The organism is Kordiimonas sp. SCSIO 12610, assembly GCF_024398015.1.
Taxonomy (GTDB): Bacteria; Pseudomonadota; Alphaproteobacteria; order Sphingomonadales; family Kordiimonadaceae; genus CANLMI01.
In genome coordinates, this window is record NZ_CP073747.1 from 1,182,281 (window position 1) to 1,200,008 (window position 17,728).

Sequence of the window (17,728 nt, forward strand, 5' to 3'; positions counted from 1 at the left end):
CTTATGATCTTGCAATCCTCCTTCAAGTGTGACTATGGTTTATGGGCTTGGGGGAGGGCTGCATTGTTTCATTTTCCCCGGTGATTTGTATGAATTTAAGGGGAAATGCAATGAGCGATAATGGTTTATTACCTGAATTTTCAGTTGGTAATGTTATTTCAGAAACATTTGATGTCTATCTTAAGAACTTGGTGAAGTTTATTCTTTTTGGAATTGCAGCTTATGTTCCATTTGTAGCGATTATGTCGGTTATTTTTGGTGTTGGTATTTTCACTTCCGATCCTTCGGCGATTAATACGAGTGCTGCTGATGGGGTTATTATCGCCACTATTATAGTTTCAATTGCATCTTTAGTGATTGTTTACATTGTCCAAGGAGCAGTTATTTTTGCCACTGTGGAGGGCAGCGTTGGACGTCAAGCCAGTTTAGGTCAAATGATTTCAATTGGGCTAAAATATCTGCTTCCGCTTATTGGTGTGGGGATAATGGTTAGCCTTGTGGCAGGGCTTGGATATATTTTGTTGATTATCCCCGGTATCATCATTCAGCTTGGCTTGTCTGTTGCGGTGCCTTGTATGATCGCGGAACAGCGCGGCGTGTTTGATAGTATGAGCCGGAGTTTTGACCTTACCAAAGGTTATAAGTGGCAGATTTTAGGTGTATTCATTATAATTGTTATCCTTTATTTCATTGTTTCGTTCATTTTAAATTTTGTTGGTGTCATGGCAGGATCAATCGGAGCCATCATCGTCTCAGTCATTACCTACGGTGTTTCTGCTACATTCTTTGCAGTGGTGTCTGCTGTTATTTACACGAATTTACGAGCATCGAAGGAAGGCGTCGACACATCTGAGATCGCTAAAGTCTTCGAGTAAAGGATCGTTTTAGACCACTTATGGGGAAGGGGGCTTCCTTCCCTATTTCGGGCATATTTCTGAGGGGGAATGAATGATAGATTGGGCTCAAAAATGAATGGTTTCAATAAGCCATTTCGGATTGGAACCGTTTTAAGTGAGAGTTTTAAAGCGTATTTTGGTAATTTTTTTAAGTTTCTGATATTCGCCCTTGTTCTTTTTATTCCGCTTACTGCGGTTTTTGCAGGGCTGACCTATAGCGAAATATTTGACACAAACAGGGTCAGCAACCTTGGTATCTCGCCCATACTGGTGCTTGCCAGTCTGGCGGGTGCTTTTTTCTACATGCTGACAGCTTTTTTAATTCAGATTGGTATCGTCTCGGCGACAATTGAATTCAGTTCTGGGCGGTCGATTAATTTTTCTACTATGTTCGAGCGCGGTGTTGAAAACATAGCAGGCGCAATTGGTATCTCCCTGATTTTGTTTGCAGGGATGATGGGCATAATGTTTCTTGCTTTTCTTGCGGGTGGGGCGCTCTCTAGTATGTTCGGGATTGGTCTTTTAAGCATTTTTATTGTGGTGCTTTCTTTCATTATCATTGTTGCCTTGATGACAGGTGCCAGTATTGCAATCCCAGTTTTGATTGCTGAAGAAAAGGGTGTTCTTAAATCATTGAAACGCAGCTTTGAACTGAGCAAGGGGCGCAAGTGGGAGATGTTTGGTATATTCCTGATTACCAGCGTTCTTTACTTTATCGTCGCGTTTTTGATCCAGATTGGAATGGCCCTTGGCGGTGAAATTATGGTCTTTGCGTCGCAAGTGCTGATTTATGTATTTTCCACCTCATTTTTTGCCGTGGTTGTTGCGGTTGTTTACACCAATTTGCGCATATCGAAGGAAGGTGCAGACACCTCAGAAATTGCAAAGGTTTTTCAGTAGATTTCTATTTGCAGAAAATAACTAGGGGGATGTAAATGCGGCAGGTGAAGTTAAATGACGTTAAAAAAGGAACCAGAATAGACAAGCCAGTTCTGAGGGAAGACCCCCTCACAGCTCAAATGGCAAAAGTCAAAAAAGCTAATCTAGGATCATCTAAAGAGGCTTCTGAACCTGTTCCTATTAGTGACTATCCTAAGCTTGGTATGCAAGACCTTGTTATTGAGGCTTTTGGTATATTTAGCGATAGTTTTAGCCGACTGGTCGTGCTTTTTGTTATCATGTTAGGTATTACTGCATTTACTCAAATATTTTTGTTCCCGAACTTGAGTAACTTGTATGTATCGGGTTTTAATACTCAAACAATTATAGCTTTGATTGCAACCTCGTTCGTATCAATAATGATACATAATATTATGGCTGCTTTTGTTGTAAAAATTGCGCTCGAACAAATGACAGGAGAAAAAAAGACAAATACTCTAAGTTGGTTTTTCTCTAATTTTCTTTTCATTACATTACTGTCATTTCTCATCGCAGGCCTCGTCGTAATTGCGGGGCTATTCTTTGTTTTACCAGGTATTTATCTTAATCTTGCACTATTTGTTGTAATCCCAGTTTATATATACGAACAAAAATTTCCTCAGGCTGCACTTTTGCGGAGCATAGATTTAACGAAAGGCTATATAGGTCACGTTTTCCTTCTAAACTTAGGAATTACCTTAACGCTTATAATCGTATTTTGGGTAGCATCGCTTCCTATCAATTTGATATTCTCTGCCAATAATGAAAGCTTTTACACGCTATCTCAATGGGTGGTAGTGATTAGCGAAATTCTGAAATCTACGCTCAATTTCTTCGCAGTCTCTACATTGTCGGCAGTTATATATATGCGTCTTCGCTATATCAAGGAGGGGCACAGTAACCAAGATATTGAAGCCGTTTTTGAATAGAAAAAGATATCCATGGAAAATGATATAAAATTAGGAAGCATCCTTAAGGAGACATTTGAGGTCTTCTCGGTAAATATTATTCCGATACTGTTGCTGAGTGTTCCATTGCATATTGCTTATTTATTTGGCTGGCCCATTTTAGAAAAGTTTTTGTACCTTAATACACGTATATCTGGTTTTTTCGGGGAATATACATATCCGGTATTTAACGCTGTTTTTTCAGGATTGGTCGAAGCCATAACAGCAGTATTGGTTATGTGGTATTTGACCAGAAAGTCTTTTCACGTGTCTCGCAAAAAATTGCTGACTATCGTCACCGTTTGGACGGCAATACTGATCATCCTTTACCTACCTGGCGAGTATCTCGATCAGGTAGAAGATCAATACAGTAAAATGATACCAGCAACACTATCAACGTTGATTGCCTTCTTTTTGTTGATCAGGTTATCGCTGGTGGTGCCTGTTTGTTTTTATGAGCAGAAGCAGGGGTTAAAGCAATCATTGATGAAAAGTCATATCCTTATCATAGGATATGGATGGCTCTTTTTTGCTTCTATCATGATGTTCGGGATTGCTATGGCGGTAGCGTTTTATCTGCAGGATTTGTTTTATGTTGATGAACCGGAATGGCTAAACGACATATTTTCGTCGTTGATAACAGGCATGAGTAGCTCCTTATCCGCTGTCCTTGCTTTGACATGGTATCGTCACCTCAGCGGCGAGGCAGGCGTAAACTCTAAGGACAGTATACGCCAGATTTTTGAATAGTGCGCTATTTTTCAAATTTGTTTTCTTTGCGTTTGCCCATCAGTAAACCGCCTTCCAGGTGTTTGCGAAGCGCTGCATAAAAAGCTGACAGGAAGGCATCCATTTCGGAATTGTTTACCGTATCTGACCATTTTATCTTCTTGATAATAGCGCGGCCCGCGGCAAGTCGTTTTTCGGCGTTGGTGTTGGTATCATCCCGCATCAATTCCTCCAGCGTTTGCAATTCGTATACGCCGTAAATTCCAAGTTGCTTGGCCGTGAAGATATAGGGGCTTGCCTGAGTATCCGCAGTCTTTGGTGCTTTTTGACTTACATCCTCTAGAAGTGTGATTTTTGGTTCCTTGATCACAATCGTCCCCGCGATTAAATCCCCTGCACGCAGATTGTCACGGTTGAACATGGGTAGGCAAACCAGTATAGCCGCCCACACAAAGGCAAAGAAACGCATCAGCCCATCTGCTGCCCCAACGCCTGAACCCGACAATAAAATCAACATGGGGATAAAAATTTCGATCTCGCGCACCATGTTTCGGGCAAAGATTGCTTGTGATGTCAAAGGCTTGCCAAAGCGGTCGATCACCCGAATACCAAGTTTTTTCTTGCCGGGCGTGCGCCCTTGCCAGCGAAGTTCAAAAAACATGAAATAGAAATTTCGAAAGAAAAAGAAGATCAACATAATAGCGATCAATGCAGCCCCGCCGAAATCAAACGACCCCAGTAAAAGACCAACCCCCAACATTGTAACGATCATACCAAGAAATAGGATAATCACGTCTATAATAACGGCACCCGCCCGGTCGCCGCGTTCAGCAAGTTCGACCAAAATTGGTACACCCTCAAGGGTTTCGATTTCGCGTATTTTGGTGGCTCGGCCGTTGTTAACTGTGTAGTTGTTTGCCTCAGGTTTCATCATGCCATATCCTTTCGGACAGACGCCGTGTCGTCACCCGTTTCATCACTCATTTCATCACGGGCACCTGATCGTCCGCCAAGGCTGAAATAGAGCACCCATAAGGCGAAAATTGTCAGTCCAATCACATAACGGGTGACATCATCATTCACAAGCTGACGGGCAAAGCCCTCCAATAAACCAGCAGCAAAAAACATCATGACACAGCCAAAGGCAACGATGGCCGCTTGCTTGCCGTGTTTGGCAAGCGATTCCATCCGCGATAGCTTGCCGGGAAAAACATAGTGCCGCGAAATGGCAAGGCCCGCTGCCCCGCAAATAACAATAGCACTTATTTCTGTGGACCCGTGGATGATCAGCCAACCGCCAAGCTCGTACAAGAGGCCTTTGGACGCAAACAGTGATAAAAAGGCGCCCAGCATGGCCCCGTTTGTGAATAAGAGCCAAAGGGTGGGAAGGCCCAAAGCAAATCCAAGCGCAAAAGCCATGATTCCAATGCGGGCGTTATGTGTGAACAGCATCGTTGCAAACACATCCAGATTGTTTGCTTCCTTGTCTGTTGTATATAAGGTACCGCGTAAATATTCCACATCCGCCCCGGGTTGCCGGCCACCCGCAAGCTCTTGATTAACGAATGAAAAATACCAATCAGGGTCACTGGCGACTAAAAAGTATGCGGCGATTAAACCAAGCATGAAAACGGTTGTCGCCAACCAGAGTTCTTGTCCGATCGAACGCATCGCCTGCGGCCAGGCTTTGGTGAATAACTCGATGAAAGCCCTTGATGTGCTCTGGTGTTGACCATAAAGCAGGAAATAGGTTCGTGCACTGAGGGCCTCAAGGTATATGACGACATTACGGTCTAATGATATTGAGCGCGCAACCGAAAGCGAAGAAAGTGCACCGCGATAAAGATGCGGAAGCTCAAGGACCTCGTCTGCATTCAGGGATTTTAACCCTTTTTTTTCCGCCTTTCCGACAAGGCTTTCCAGTTTGGTCCAGCTTTCTTGTCGTTCGGAGCGGAATTGATAGCTCTTGCTGCTGGCGGATGGGCTTTCGGTGGTGCTTTGCATTATACCAGCTCCCGTACCATAATATTGCGGTATTCACGAAGGAGTTCATTAATCATCATGGCGCTTTTGGGCTCTAGGCATAAAACACCGTGCCTGCGAAGCTTCTTGAATAACACACGTCGTTCTTTCAATAATTCGCCTGCCGTCATTGCCTGTGAAATATCATCTGTGTCCTCTATCGTTTGCATGGCTCGTTTGTGCAGGAACGGATCCTGTGCCGCGATGAAAACAACCAGATGATGCCGCGCCATATGAATGATGTTTTCCTGCATCAATTCGGCGGTTGTTGTATCGATAAAATCGGTAAATAAAACAACGAGTGTTCGACGGTTTAATCCTTCGGCAAGGCGCGTCATGGCAAGGGTGAAATTTGTTTCTTTGTTGGTTGCCTTCATGCTTGCCATATGATGTTGCAATGTTGTGAAGGACCGAACGCCGCCAACCGGCTTAATCAAACTGTGAACTTTCTCATCAAAGGCAAAAAGACCAACTCTGTCACCGCTTCTTAGGGCTGCGTGACTTAATGCAAGGCCCGCGTCAATATTATGATCCAAACGAGTCATGCCATCCAGATGTTCCTGCATCAGGTGGCCTGTATCAAAAGCCAGGATAATCTGATGGTTTCTCTCGGCTTCATATTCTTTCGTCAAGAGATTCTGGTACCGGGCTGACCTTTTCCAGTCGACTGTTCTGGGGTCCATGCCGGGAATATATTCCCTGAGGCTCATGAACTCTGACCCCGTACCTTGTTGAGGATGGGGTCGTTCACCAAAATCACTTCCCGCAGCGCCCGCCAGCGCATCAATATTCGCGAATATCCGTTTAAGGTTAGGGACAATCGGTATTGTTAATCCAGGGTTTTCTTCTGTTTGCCTGATCACTAATTTTAAAGGTCCAAACCACCGGAACCACAAGGTTTCTATTTCTGCTGTGCCTCTGGACTTGGGGATTAAATCAATATGAGCTTCGCCGTCTTCCGGTGTGATCATGACAGGCTCCTGCGCGCTTTGGTCCAGTATGTCGTTGACCTTTATACTGGCCTCCACGGCGGGAATGGATTGTCCGGCTGCGCTTGTCATAGAAAGTGTTAGTATGCCTGTGGCCGATAGGGGAATTTGCGAAGGTTCTTCCGCGCTGAAAACAATCTCGCGCGGGTGCGTGCACATGAAGCCGTCAATAAGCATAAGAAATATCAGAAGGATGATATAAAAACCAATCACAGGCAAAAGGGCAGGGGCAAGCGCGAGCATGAAAATAGAGGCTGGAACTGCCGCTAAAAACAACCAGAATGCACGCATGGAAGGCCGCATAATATTCCCCTTATTAGCGCGGTGCTTTAACTTGTTCGATCAACTGGCTTACCACATCGCTCGCGCGTATGCCCTCGATCTCGGCGGTTGGGCTGAGAACCAAGCGGTGGCAAAGGGCAGGGAGAATGATACGTTTGATGTCGTCAGGAACAACATAGTCACGACCTTCCATCGCGGCGCACGCCCGTGCAGCACGCGCCATCATAGCGCCGCAGCGGGGAGACGCCCCCACACGCACAGAAGGATGTTCCCGTGAACCACGAACCAAATCAACGATATAGTCAAGATTTTCAGTAGAAATCTGGATTTCGCTAACGGTTTTGCGCATTGCCTTTAATGTTTCGAGGGTAATTACGGGCTGTAAGTCCATATCGCGCACATGTGGCATGGTCGCGCGGTGCCCGTGCAAGCCAAGAATCCGGCGTTCGTCATCGCGTGATGGATAGTCCAGAATATGTTGAAAAAGGAAACGATCCAGCTGGGCCTCCGGCAAGGGGTAGGTGCCTTGTTGCTCGATCGGGTTTTGTGTCGCTATCACCATAAAACCAGCCCCCAAGTCATAATGGGTACCGTCAATAGTAACCTCGCGTTCATGCATGGCCTGCAAAAGGGCGGCCTGCGTTTTAGGCGGGGTTCTGTTGACCTCGTCAGCCAGGAGGATATCGGTGAAAATTGGCCCTTTTGTCAGCACAAATTTACTGGTTTCAAAATGATAGATATTTGTACCCAACACATCGCCGGGCATTAAGTCCGGTGTAAACTGTATCCGGCCAAACCGCATATCAATGCTAGAGGCAAAAGACTGTGCGAGTAAGGTTTTTGCAACACCTGGTACGCCCTCGAAAAGGATATGCCCTTCGGATAGCAAACTAATGAATAAAAGATCAATGGCCTCGTGCTGTCCGACAATTGCCTTCGCAACATTGGATTGCAGCCGATGGGCGATGTCTTTAATTTCAAGAGTGTTCATTTTTTCTCCTCTTCACTAGCTGGCTCAGAATTTGTGACAGAACCAGAAAGAATTGTGTGGCGCCATTCATGAAATTGTTGGGCGATAATAACAATTCGCCCCCTTTGGTCCGGATCATCAACAGGAACATTTTGCGCGCGGATGCGGATTGTGCTGTAGGAAAGACTGCAACCACGAGCGTGGCTTCGGGCATCCAACCAGTCAATCAAACTGGCCTGACCGATATTGTCTGGTGCTCGCAGCGTTTCAGCAACCTGCAAGCCGCCATCGTCGATTAGTTTGATTAAGGCTTCTCTTTCGCGCTCTGCCAATCGGAAAATACGGGCGGTATTATTTAGGAATATGGCCTTGGAATCGCGTATGGATTTCTCTTGTCGAAGCGCTGCACCAAAACGTCTTGTTGTTGCAAACATGAATACCAATACGGCAAGGAGACTTGCGATCGTTGCATAAATGAAGGGCTGTGAGAACATAGCGCGAGCGAGCGACGGGTCCATTGTGAAGCCATGAATAATCTCATCAATCACAATCGTGTCCGCCGAGGCTGTAACGTCGCTTACCATTTGCAGCGTAAAATCAAGGTTCCAACCGTCACCGAGACCATGGTTTTGCAGTAGGTCTGGGTCGGATAATATCCAGATCGGCCAGTCGCCATAGTCTTTGTCTTCGGCGGTATATTTGCCGAGTAGAATACCATGCTCATTCCAAATAACAGGGTCTAGTTTGTCGTTTTTAATAAGCTGAATATCATTGATTTTCGGGGCGCCCGGCAGGTCATAAGTATTCTGCCAATTCGCAATGTTTTCGTCAGGTCGAATGATTTCAGTTTCTGAAGTGACGTAGTTCGCAATCTTTTCTGGGGTTTTCAGATTTAAGAGATTACTCGTAAGGATCCAGCCAGGCTTTCCCGGGTTCGGAACACCGCGGCGTTTTGGGAGAACCAACAATGTCGGCGAATAATATGTCAGTGTATTTATATGGTCTTCGATGGATTTGATCGCCTGAGGTTCCAACAGAAACAAGGACGTTTTTGAACCTAGAAGTTTACTGTCTGTATTGGCTTGGCTTTTAAGGATTTCAAATCCGTTTTTTTCCAATAGGTCGGCAATAGCGCCGTGGCCGATAGCGGACTTTGAAAAACTGTTGGTGCCTGATGTGACAGAATATTTTGCGTCATCCAATAAAACGCTGGTAACTGCCATCCCGATAGTGGCTGCTAATCCAAGCGCAATGAGCCAAAAGAGCGTTTTGCTTTTGAAAAGCTGGCTATCCGGTGCGGCCATTACTGCGCTTCCTTTCCGCGCTGAGCACCAGCCCTTGCATGTTTGGCTTCTTTGATCAGCGTGTCATATTGTGTGCGGCAGTTTTGATAGGTCTTGGCGTCGATGGTGATTTTTGCAAAAAGGTAGCTTTCAACGGCGCCTATCAAAAATTGCAACGCATGTGTTGCTTCCTGATTAAAGGTTGAACTCCGCAGGATTTCACGGCTTGTCAGCGATGGGCGTAATCGTAAAACATCCAGTTTTGACAGGTGCTGTAATAGGGCAAGCAGCATTAAATGAATGGCCTCGCCGTAATCGCCTTTAGCTGCCATGTCTTCTGCGTCTTGTAGGCTGACAGGGGACGAAACGGCATTATTTTTATCCTGCTTGGGAACAGCTTTGTGGCTGACTTTTTTCTTTGCAGAAGACGGGGGAGCGTACCCGCCAGTCATGCTGGATACAAGTAACCAGATAAAGGTGGCAATGGCTGCAATACCGCCGACTATGAATATCCATTTGAGGGCAACCGCAAGCCATCTCGGAAAATCAACAGGTTTCTGATTCTGTGGCTTGGGAGTATTAGGTAGAACTTTTTGATATTGAGAATTGGATAAAATGCGCTCTAACGTATCGCGGTTTTCGCTTTCAGGCGGCGGTTGATAAGCGCTTTGTGTGTCCACGTTGGCTGTTTTGTTGGGTATGGTATCTTGCTGTCGCGGCTCTGAGAAATCAAATTCAAAGGCAACATAAAATAATCCAGCGGCTAAAAGTAAAAGCGCGGTGGTTTTGTGCCAATTGTGTTTTAAGAAGTTAATCACTAATGCCCCCGATTGATAGTGATACTTGTAAAAGTTAACTAAGTTCCCGTAAAGAGATAAAAATAGAAATATGCATACGGCCTAAGCAATTAGGCGAATATTCGGCGAATGTTAAAAAACGGCATAAGAAGCGGGGTCTTTCGCCCTGTAAAGCATGGCAGGGCGTTGGGGGCCATCAGCGAACTTCTCCCCGGTTTCTTCAAGCAGGTCGAGAGAGAGAATCCACTTGCGAAAATTGCGCTTATCAAGCGGTTTTCCAGCGGTAGCTTCATATACTTTTTGTAACCGTGACAAGGTAAATTTCTCTGGCATAAACTGAAGCCCAATCGTTGAATAGGTCATTTTCGCACTCAGGCGATTAACAGCCATTTCAAGGATTTCGTCATGATCAAAAGCGAGCGCTGGTAATTCATTGATATTGAACCATTTTGCGTCCGCTGCATCCGTGTCGGGCTTAAGAGTGACTTTTTCAGACGGAATAAGGGTGAAATAGGCCACGCTAATCACGCGCTCGCGTGGGTCGCGGTCAACAGAGCTGAAGGTATAAAGTTGTTCCAGGTAAACATCTTTAACGCCGGTTTCTTCTTCCAGTTCGCGTTTAGCACAGTCGCACGTGTCTTCATCCATTTTAATGAAACCGCCTGGAAGCGCCCATTTATTAATGAATGGATCTGCACCTCTTTTGATCAACAAGACTTTAAGAGTGTCGTCTTGAACCGTGAATACAATTATGTCTGTCGTGACCGCGGGATGCGGATATTCATAAGAATATGTCATTTTTTCACTTTGTGTATTTACAACACTTAATATTTGTGTATTTTAGACAATATATTAAGTGTTCTGTTTACGTTAAGTATTCTTAGCATGAGGATGTTGTGAGTAGCAAGCTATATCAACAATTCCTGGGCGACGGCGAGTACAGATAGTGCACAATTGGGGGCGGAAGATAGGTCTGGCGATTATGATCTTCCACTTTGCTGCATTTATTTTGGTCACGAATAAATGCGGTGCTTTGATTGGGGGATGTATCCCGCGGGGCGATAGCGTTCCGCGGGATCATTTTTTTAGTTTCTTAAAGCATACTGGCTATTGCGAACACGCCAGTATAATACGGGCATTCCATGATTATCTGACAACCATTTCCGGTTGGCCTTAAACGCTTATTTCACTTTGATAGCACCGCTTGCGTTTAAAGTCTCGATTTCAGCAGTATCCATATTTAAAACGGTGCTCAATATCGCTTGTGTATGCTCTCCAACCATGGGAGGGGCGGTATATTCGGGTGTATCGTCGCCTGCAAAGCGGATTGGGCTTCTAACTGTTTGGATGTCGCCAATATCTGGATGCGGCGAAGAAATCACCGTATTGCGCGCAGCAACAGTTGGAGCACGGAAGGCCTCACCCACACTTCGAACCTGACCAACCGGAACGGCAGCCTTGTTCAGGGCATCCAATAGACTTTCAGTTTCCCAGCCTAAAAATGCAGTTGCTAGGATTTCTGCCAGGTCTAATCGGTTGAGAGATCGGTTGTGATTGCTGATAAAGCGCTCATCAGCCGCTAGTTTTTCATCCTTAAGGACATTCAGGCACATACTTTTGAATTGCTTGTCGTTGCCAACCGCAAGCGCAATTTGCCCGTTTTTCGTGTCAAACAACTGATAGGGCACAACGGTTGGGTGCGCGTTTCCGTATCGTTTTGCGTCCACACCTGTATTCAAGTATCCAGAAGCCACGTTTGCGAGTAGGTGCAGGGCGCTGTCGTAAAGCGCGATATCCAAATGCGCGCCTTCGCCGAACCTGTCCCGGTTAATCAGGGCTGCAAGGATTGCCTGTGTCGCATTCTGGCCGGTAACGAGGTCAATAAACGCAACGCCCAGCCTTGTTGGCGGACCGTCAAGTTGGCCAGTGATGGCCATAAAACCCGATTCTGCCTGCAAGACAAAATCATAACCGGGGCGACCAGCCTCAGGTCCGGTCATGCCGTAGCCTGATATGGTGCAATAGACAATATTGGGGTTGATTTCCTTGATATCGTCATAGGAAAGGCCCATCCGTTTCAGGCTGCCTGGAAGGAAGTTCTCAACAATAATATCGGCTTTACGTGCAAGGTCACGAATGATTTTCTGGCCAGCTTCGGTTTTCATATCAACCGCGAGGCTTTGCTTGTTTCTGTTTGCGCACATATAATAGGTGGAAACACCATTTTTGGATGGTGGGGTCCATGCTCTTGTGTCATCGCCGCGAACAGGATGTTCAACCTTCCAGATTTCTGCACCCAAATCCCCGAGGGTCATCGTTGACCAAGGCCCGGCAAGTACCTTGGAGAGGTCAAGAACTTTTATTCCCTTAAGCGGAAGTGTTGTTGGCATGACTATATCTTTCAAATGTAATGTTTGGCTAGGATAAGACCAATTAGAATGCTTTTGTCCTGAAATATGGCTTTTCTAACAGGTGGCAGGGTTTTTGATAAGCGATTATTTGATTATCGCCTTGATTTAAAGCGCAAAAAAAATACACTTCTGATCATAAATATGTACCATCTCGATGGGCTGTTCAGGGGAGAGTATGTGGTAGGGCAGTATCATTATAAAGCATTCATAAGCTATAGTCACCGGGATAGAAAAATCGGTGAGCGGCTTCACAAATGGCTTGAACGCTATAAATTACCCAAGTCATTGGTTGGTAAGGAAACCAGGATAGGGCATGTGCCAGCCCGGCTCGGCAAAATATTTCGCGATCGTGAAGAATTACCGGCCTCTGATGACCTGACAACCGAAATCCGTAAGGCACTCGAGCAATCGGAATTTATGATTGTTCTGTGTTCGCCGAATTCAGCATCATCCCGTTGGGTTAACCGAGAAATTCTGGATTTCAAACGCGTTCGCGGTGATAAATATGTCCTGCCAATTATCATCGACGGCGAACCGTTTGCGTCAAATGGCGATAACCCTGAAGCCGAGTGTTTCCCGCCTGCGCTGCGTTATAAGATTGGTGCCGATGGAATGCTGTCGTCAGAGCATGCAGAACCCATTGCAGCTGATCTGAGAAAATTTGCTGACGGTGAAAATCGCGCCTTCCTAAAGATCGTCGCAGGACTGACCGGGGTTGGCCTCGACGAAATTGTCGAGCGAAATTACAAAAGAAAACAACGGATCGTGATGGCGGTCACGGCTTTAAGTTTACTAGCTGTGATAGTAATGAGCGCGCTTACGAACGAGGCAGTTACCGCCCGGCGTGAAGCAGAAAGACAGCGTGCTGTGGCTGTTGCGGCGCAAGCCCATGCAGAATTTCAGCGCGGAGAGGCCGAAGGCCTGATTGAATTTATGCTGACTGAACTTCATGACAAATTAAAGTCGGTTGGCAGACTGGATGCACTCGGTGCGGTTGGGGAAAGAGCTGTGGGCTATTACGGTGGTCAAATTCTGGAAAATATGCCGGATGCATCCGTTGGCCGCAGTGCTCGTGCTTTCCTGTTGTTAGGTGAAGTTCAAAATAGCCTCGGGAATAGTAGTGAAGCACTCAAAATGTTTGAGCGTGCCGCCAAATCAACGGCAGCCGCGCTAGATCGTGACCCCGATAATCCCGAGCGACTGTTCGACCATAGCCAAAGCGTTTATTACGTGGGCCTGATGGCGTGGGATACCAACGATATTGCCATGGTTGATAAAAACTGGCGCGCCTATCTGAAATATGCAGAGAAAATGGTATCCTTGGAGCCAGATAATATCAAATGGCAAAGGGAACTCGGGTTCGCCAATAGCAATATGGGGGTATTGTTCTATGATGTTTATAATAGGCCAGATCAGGCGATCGAGTATTTTAATAATGCGATAGATTTGGCGAATCTGGTTTGGAGTAGCGACAAAAAAAACATAAATTATGGATACACGGTCGCCAATGAACATGCTTGGTTAGCAGATGCATTTAATCGTTTTGGCGCATATGGCAGAGCTTATTCGGAACGCACTATTCAAAAGAAAATTTTTGAAGATTTACTTCGATTGGAACCTAACAATAAAAATGTTCAAAGTTTTCTTGCATATGCCATTATCGAAACTGTCCGTTACGAGGCTATTCTCTTTAATACCTACAATAAAACTTCCATCCTGGAAGCAGTTGAATTGGCTGAGGATATTCATAATTTTGACCTTAGTAATCAAAGGTGGCTGGAACAGTTAACTAGTTACTATCTTGATCTTGCATACATATCGACAGAGTTTTCCGACTTTGAAACAGCAATTTATGCATCTGAGAGAGTAGAGTCTTTGATGAAGAAATTAGAAAACAAGGATATCAAGCCACGCGGGCGAAACTTAAGGCTATCACTCGATTTGGTTAAGGCGATTATTTCCGTACTTAATAAACCAAGTTCATCTGTTGAAATTACCCAGTTAATTACACGCTTAGAAAACCTAGAGGGCGAAGCGACGTTTGGTGATAATGAAAAGATTATTCTTGGCCATGCATACTATTTTGCAGGAGTTGCTGCTGAAAATAATGATCAGATGGTTGTTGAAATGTTTGAGCGGGGAACCAGTATTTTGAACAGGCTGGACAATTTAAATCCCAGAACAAGAATTCTTATTGAAAAAATGCAGAGAAGATTAAACCGGATTGATGAGGCGGAGAAAATAAAAATGCATTTATTAGAGAATGGAATTTCAAAAGACTTTTTATCACGTGTTAATTATTAAGTTGAGGTATTTATGACTTACGAAACTATTTTAAGAACAGTTCAAGTTGGCTTGAATGCATCCGGTGGGGGTGTTCGCTTCGATATTGATATGGATCAATATGATATTAGTCAGCATAAAGCCGAGATTATTGCAGCATTAAAGGCAAATATGCCGAACGAAGATGCGCAGGCAATTTATGATACCTATTGTAAATATTATGCAGTGATCCCGTCGGGTGGCTCGCCTTTGGATGTGTATGCAGAGGGACCAGTGGTTTTCCTTTATGTGGTTGATACAAATAGTGCGAATAACTGGCGGTTTCGTAAAGATGGAACATCGGGTGAGTTTATGGCTCGCAAAACTGATGCTGACCTGCAACCGGATGAGTTTGCCAAAAACTTTGGAAAAACCTTTGAGATTCTGCGGGATGCTGACGGTGTGATCATGTACGGTGTTTATGACAACTGTACTGATTTTGACCAACCGGGTACAACACCGCACTGTATTTTCTCTTTCGATATTTTCATGAAAATTCTTCAGGGTAATAAGGTGACAAATATCACCATTGATCCGGGTGTGGGAAATGGCGATGGCAAAGACCGTCGGCCTTGATTTACTGCATTTAGCGGCAAGGAAATAATCTTTGAACAATACAGTTCTGTCCCTTTTGCGCGCTGGTGCGCTGAATGAGGCTGAGAAGGAATATATCCGTCTCGGCCTCGACAGTGTTGTGGATGATGAAGATACCATTGCACTTGGGGGCAGGATTTTAAAAAGCCGCGCTTTAGAGAAATCTGGCATGGTTCGCCGTGACCTCGCGTTTCAATCGGCGCAAAAATATAATCAGGCCTTTGCAGCAACCGGAGGAACCTATTCCGGCATTAATACAGCCGCCATGTATGTGGTTGCGGGCGATTTACCTGCGGCGCAAATGATCGCATCAACAGTTCTCGATAAAACCAGAACCTATTCGCCAAAACCGGGGGAGGATGCTTATTATCATATGGCAACGGTCGCAGAAGCGCATTTCATTCTGGGTGATCTGAAAATGGCGAAGGCAGCACTTCTGGATGCGGTTCTGCTAGATCCCCATAATTATGCCGCGCATGCAACAACAGTGCGGCAATTTGAAATGCTTACCCTCGCGGTGCCGGATTTATGCGCAAATGAGCACGTCGATATGACCAATGCTTTTGATTGGCTGGACCCATACAGGCCGCCCAAAGCGCTTCATTTTGCAGGGCACATGTTTGGTGCCGGTGATGGATCTGTTGGTGACCATCGTTATATTGAAAATGCTGTCGATGATTTTCTTCATGAAAGCAAAATTGGATTTGCTTTTGGCTGTTTGGCAGCCGGGTCGGATATACTAATCGCTGAAAAAATTCTGGCGTCCGGCGCAGAACTTCATGTTGCTTTACCGTGCCCTAATGCCTTTTTTATCGAAGCGTCAGTGATTGAATTTGGGGATGAATGGGTTGAACGTTTTTATGCCTGTCTTTCGGCGGCGAAGTCCGTTCGGTATACGTCCTATGATGATGAATTGCCTGATGATCTTGGTTTGTCTTTCGCAAGTGAGGTTGCTATGGGCCTCGCGGTTCTGCAAAGCGAACGTTTAGCAACCAAGGTTAAGCAGCTTTTGATCTGGGACGGCAAGGAAGCAGGGGCAAATTTAGCAGGAACGGCACGAGACGCAGAGATGTGGCGGCATAGTGCAGACGATCAGCATGTTATTGATTTCCCGATGCAGCGTAAGCGCCCTTCCGTTCTGAACAAACAAGTAGAGAATATTTGTTCGGAAAAAACAGGTCTGGAAAATAAAAGCCCAGACAACACAGGCTCCGACAATATAGAGGGCTTGAAGCATGCTCGGTCTATGCGGGCCATGTTGTTTACGGATGTGCGCGGCTTTAGCCGATTGATGGATAGCGAAATCCCGATTTTTATGGACCATGTTTTGAGGCGACTTGCGCTCGTTTGCAGGGAAGCGGGTGACGGGATTAGTTTTTTAAATACGTGGGGTGACGGCCTTTTCCTCACCTTTGAGACGGTTGAGCTTGCGGCAAACACAGCGATAAGGCTGCAGGAAGCTTTCCAAAAAATTGATTTTAATGCAATTGGCCTACCCGAACGATTGGCGCTGCGTATTGGGGGGCATTATGGTCCTGTCCATGAAATGGAAGACCCGTTTTCAGGGCAAAAGGGTGTGCAGGGCGCGCAGGTAACGATGGCTGCGAAAATAGAGCCTGTTACGGCCCCTGGGTCGATCTATGTAAGCGAACCCTTTGCATGTGCGCTTGCGGTGCAGGCATCCGGCGAATATATTGCAGAACAAATGTCCCATACAATTCGATTGCATAAAAGCGCGCAGGAAGTACCAGTTTTTAACCTTCGAGCCAAGGGCGGAGTGGCAGCATAAGGCCTTTATCTTCGCGTCCTATAGAATTGTGTTTGTTTGATGCTACAGCATCAATTCCTTCAGCTGTTCTGGCGCAATAATCTGAATACGTTTTCCGTCGATTTTGATGATGCCCCGCTGTTGCAGGTCGCTGATGGCGCGGGATACAGTTTCCCGCGTACTATGAATTTTTTCTGCAATCCTTGTTTTTGGGGGCATTTTTTCGATTGTCAAAATTTGATTTGAAACACTTGGCTTTGCCATTCTTAGTAATTCCGCATAAACACGTCCGTTTGCTGACATTGCCGTTAATTCAAACATGCGCATTGTTGTATGCTTGACCCTTCCAGTAAGAAGTTCGGCAACTTTAATCCCGACCTCGCCAAAATTGCGTATGATGGTTTTAAAGGTTTCGGCGCTGAAACTTGCAACTGTGACCTTCGTTGCGGCAAAAATACTGGCGCTGCGTTCGCCGAGACCAAAAGCCGCCATTTCGCCGAATAAGTTCCCTTCATCAAAAGTATCCAGCCAGATTTCGTCGCCGTCTGAGGAAACAAGGGCAGCATAGGCTGTCCCGGTCAGGAGATAATATACCTCGTCACCTTTATCATCCTGCGAAAGGATCATATTTTTCGCTGGAATTTGAATAACGGTAGCCGCTTCCTCAATAGCGTTCAAGAGGTCAGGATTATCACCAAAGAAAAGTTTGAATTTATCCTGATGTGTTTGCTTTGTTTTTTTGGAAGGAATTCGGGCGCTTGGATTTGGTTCATGCATTTGCATATACGGCCTCAACGGTT

16 protein-coding genes are annotated in these 17,728 nt (G+C 45.5%); 7 read left to right on the plus strand and 9 right to left on the minus strand.

Annotated elements, in window-relative coordinates:
- Positions 1–110: 110 nt before the first annotated feature.
- The 4 genes from KFF44_RS05340 (at position 111) to KFF44_RS05355 (ending at position 3,511) form a co-directional block, all read left to right on the plus strand.
- Complete coding sequence (locus KFF44_RS05340) at positions 111–875, plus strand: hypothetical protein (protein WP_255937943.1); 765 nt, start codon at positions 111–113, stop codon at positions 873–875.
- Between the two features lie 69 nt (positions 876–944).
- Positions 945–1,796 (plus strand): hypothetical protein, encoded by an 852-nt coding sequence (locus tag KFF44_RS05345; protein ID WP_255937945.1) that lies wholly within the window; start codon positions 945–947, stop codon positions 1,794–1,796.
- 35 nt (positions 1,797–1,831) lie between these two features.
- Entirely contained in the window at positions 1,832–2,743 is a 912-nt protein-coding gene (locus KFF44_RS05350; RefSeq protein ID WP_255937947.1) for a hypothetical protein, read from the plus strand.
- Positions 2,744–2,755: 12 nt separating this feature from the next.
- Complete coding sequence (locus KFF44_RS05355) at positions 2,756–3,511, plus strand: hypothetical protein (protein ID WP_255937949.1); 756 nt, start codon at positions 2,756–2,758, stop codon at positions 3,509–3,511.
- 4 nt (positions 3,512–3,515) lie between these two features.
- Here the strand turns inward: KFF44_RS05355 and KFF44_RS05360 are convergent, their stop codons facing one another.
- The 8 genes from KFF44_RS05360 to KFF44_RS05395 all read right to left on the minus strand — a co-directional run bounded on the left by KFF44_RS05360 (position 3,516) and on the right by KFF44_RS05395 (position 12,223).
- Positions 3,516–4,424 (minus strand): RDD family protein, encoded by a 909-nt coding sequence (locus tag KFF44_RS05360; RefSeq protein ID WP_255937952.1) that lies wholly within the window; start codon positions 4,422–4,424, stop codon positions 3,516–3,518.
- Positions 4,421–5,494, minus strand: a complete 1,074-nt coding sequence (locus tag KFF44_RS05365; protein WP_255937955.1) for a stage II sporulation protein M — start codon at positions 5,492–5,494, stop codon at positions 4,421–4,423. Before KFF44_RS05365 ends, KFF44_RS05360 begins: the two co-directional genes overlap by 4 nt.
- Positions 5,494–6,804 carry a DUF58 domain-containing protein gene (locus tag KFF44_RS05370; RefSeq protein WP_255937957.1) on the minus strand — a complete coding sequence of 437 codons (1,311 nt, stop codon included), beginning with the start codon at positions 6,802–6,804 and terminating at the stop codon, positions 5,494–5,496. The genes KFF44_RS05365 and KFF44_RS05370 overlap by 1 nt, the downstream gene beginning before the upstream one ends.
- A gap of 13 nt (positions 6,805–6,817) precedes the next feature.
- On the minus strand, positions 6,818–7,774 hold the full coding sequence (locus KFF44_RS05375) for a MoxR family ATPase (RefSeq protein ID WP_255937959.1): 957 nt from the start codon (positions 7,772–7,774) through the stop codon (positions 6,818–6,820).
- Positions 7,771–9,057, minus strand: coding sequence for a DUF4350 domain-containing protein (locus KFF44_RS05380; RefSeq protein ID WP_255937961.1), 1,287 nt, complete (start codon positions 9,055–9,057; stop codon positions 7,771–7,773). Before KFF44_RS05380 ends, KFF44_RS05375 begins: the two co-directional genes overlap by 4 nt.
- Positions 9,057–9,854, minus strand: coding sequence for a hypothetical protein (locus KFF44_RS05385; protein ID WP_255937963.1), 798 nt, complete (start codon positions 9,852–9,854; stop codon positions 9,057–9,059). Before KFF44_RS05385 ends, KFF44_RS05380 begins: the two co-directional genes overlap by 1 nt.
- 111 nt (positions 9,855–9,965) lie before the next feature.
- Positions 9,966–10,631, minus strand: a complete 666-nt coding sequence (locus KFF44_RS05390) for an NUDIX domain-containing protein (protein ID WP_255937965.1) — start codon at positions 10,629–10,631, stop codon at positions 9,966–9,968.
- A 383-nt stretch (positions 10,632–11,014) separates the two neighbouring features.
- A complete protein-coding gene (locus KFF44_RS05395; RefSeq protein WP_255937967.1) occupies positions 11,015–12,223 on the minus strand; it encodes a CaiB/BaiF CoA-transferase family protein in 1,209 nt (402 codons plus the stop codon).
- A 198-nt stretch (positions 12,224–12,421) separates the two neighbouring features.
- On the opposite strand from KFF44_RS05395, the gene KFF44_RS05400 reads away from it, so the two are divergent.
- Genes KFF44_RS05400 through KFF44_RS05410 form a run of 3 tightly spaced genes read left to right on the plus strand, consistent with a single transcriptional unit; the run spans position 12,422 to position 16,949 of the window.
- Positions 12,422–14,548: a toll/interleukin-1 receptor domain-containing protein gene (locus KFF44_RS05400; protein WP_255937969.1), complete on the plus strand. Its 2,127-nt coding sequence runs from the start codon at positions 12,422–12,424 to the stop codon at positions 14,546–14,548.
- 12 nt (positions 14,549–14,560) lie between these two features.
- Positions 14,561–15,142, plus strand: a complete 582-nt coding sequence (locus KFF44_RS05405) for a hypothetical protein (RefSeq protein ID WP_255937971.1) — start codon at positions 14,561–14,563, stop codon at positions 15,140–15,142.
- A gap of 31 nt (positions 15,143–15,173) precedes the next feature.
- Complete coding sequence (locus KFF44_RS05410) at positions 15,174–16,949, plus strand: adenylate/guanylate cyclase domain-containing protein (RefSeq protein WP_255937973.1); 1,776 nt, start codon at positions 15,174–15,176, stop codon at positions 16,947–16,949.
- A 42-nt stretch (positions 16,950–16,991) separates the two neighbouring features.
- On the opposite strand, the gene KFF44_RS05415 is transcribed toward KFF44_RS05410, so the two are convergent.
- Positions 16,992–17,711: a Crp/Fnr family transcriptional regulator gene (locus tag KFF44_RS05415; RefSeq protein ID WP_255937974.1), complete on the minus strand. Its 720-nt coding sequence runs from the start codon at positions 17,709–17,711 to the stop codon at positions 16,992–16,994.
- Positions 17,712–17,728 lie beyond the last annotated feature (17 nt).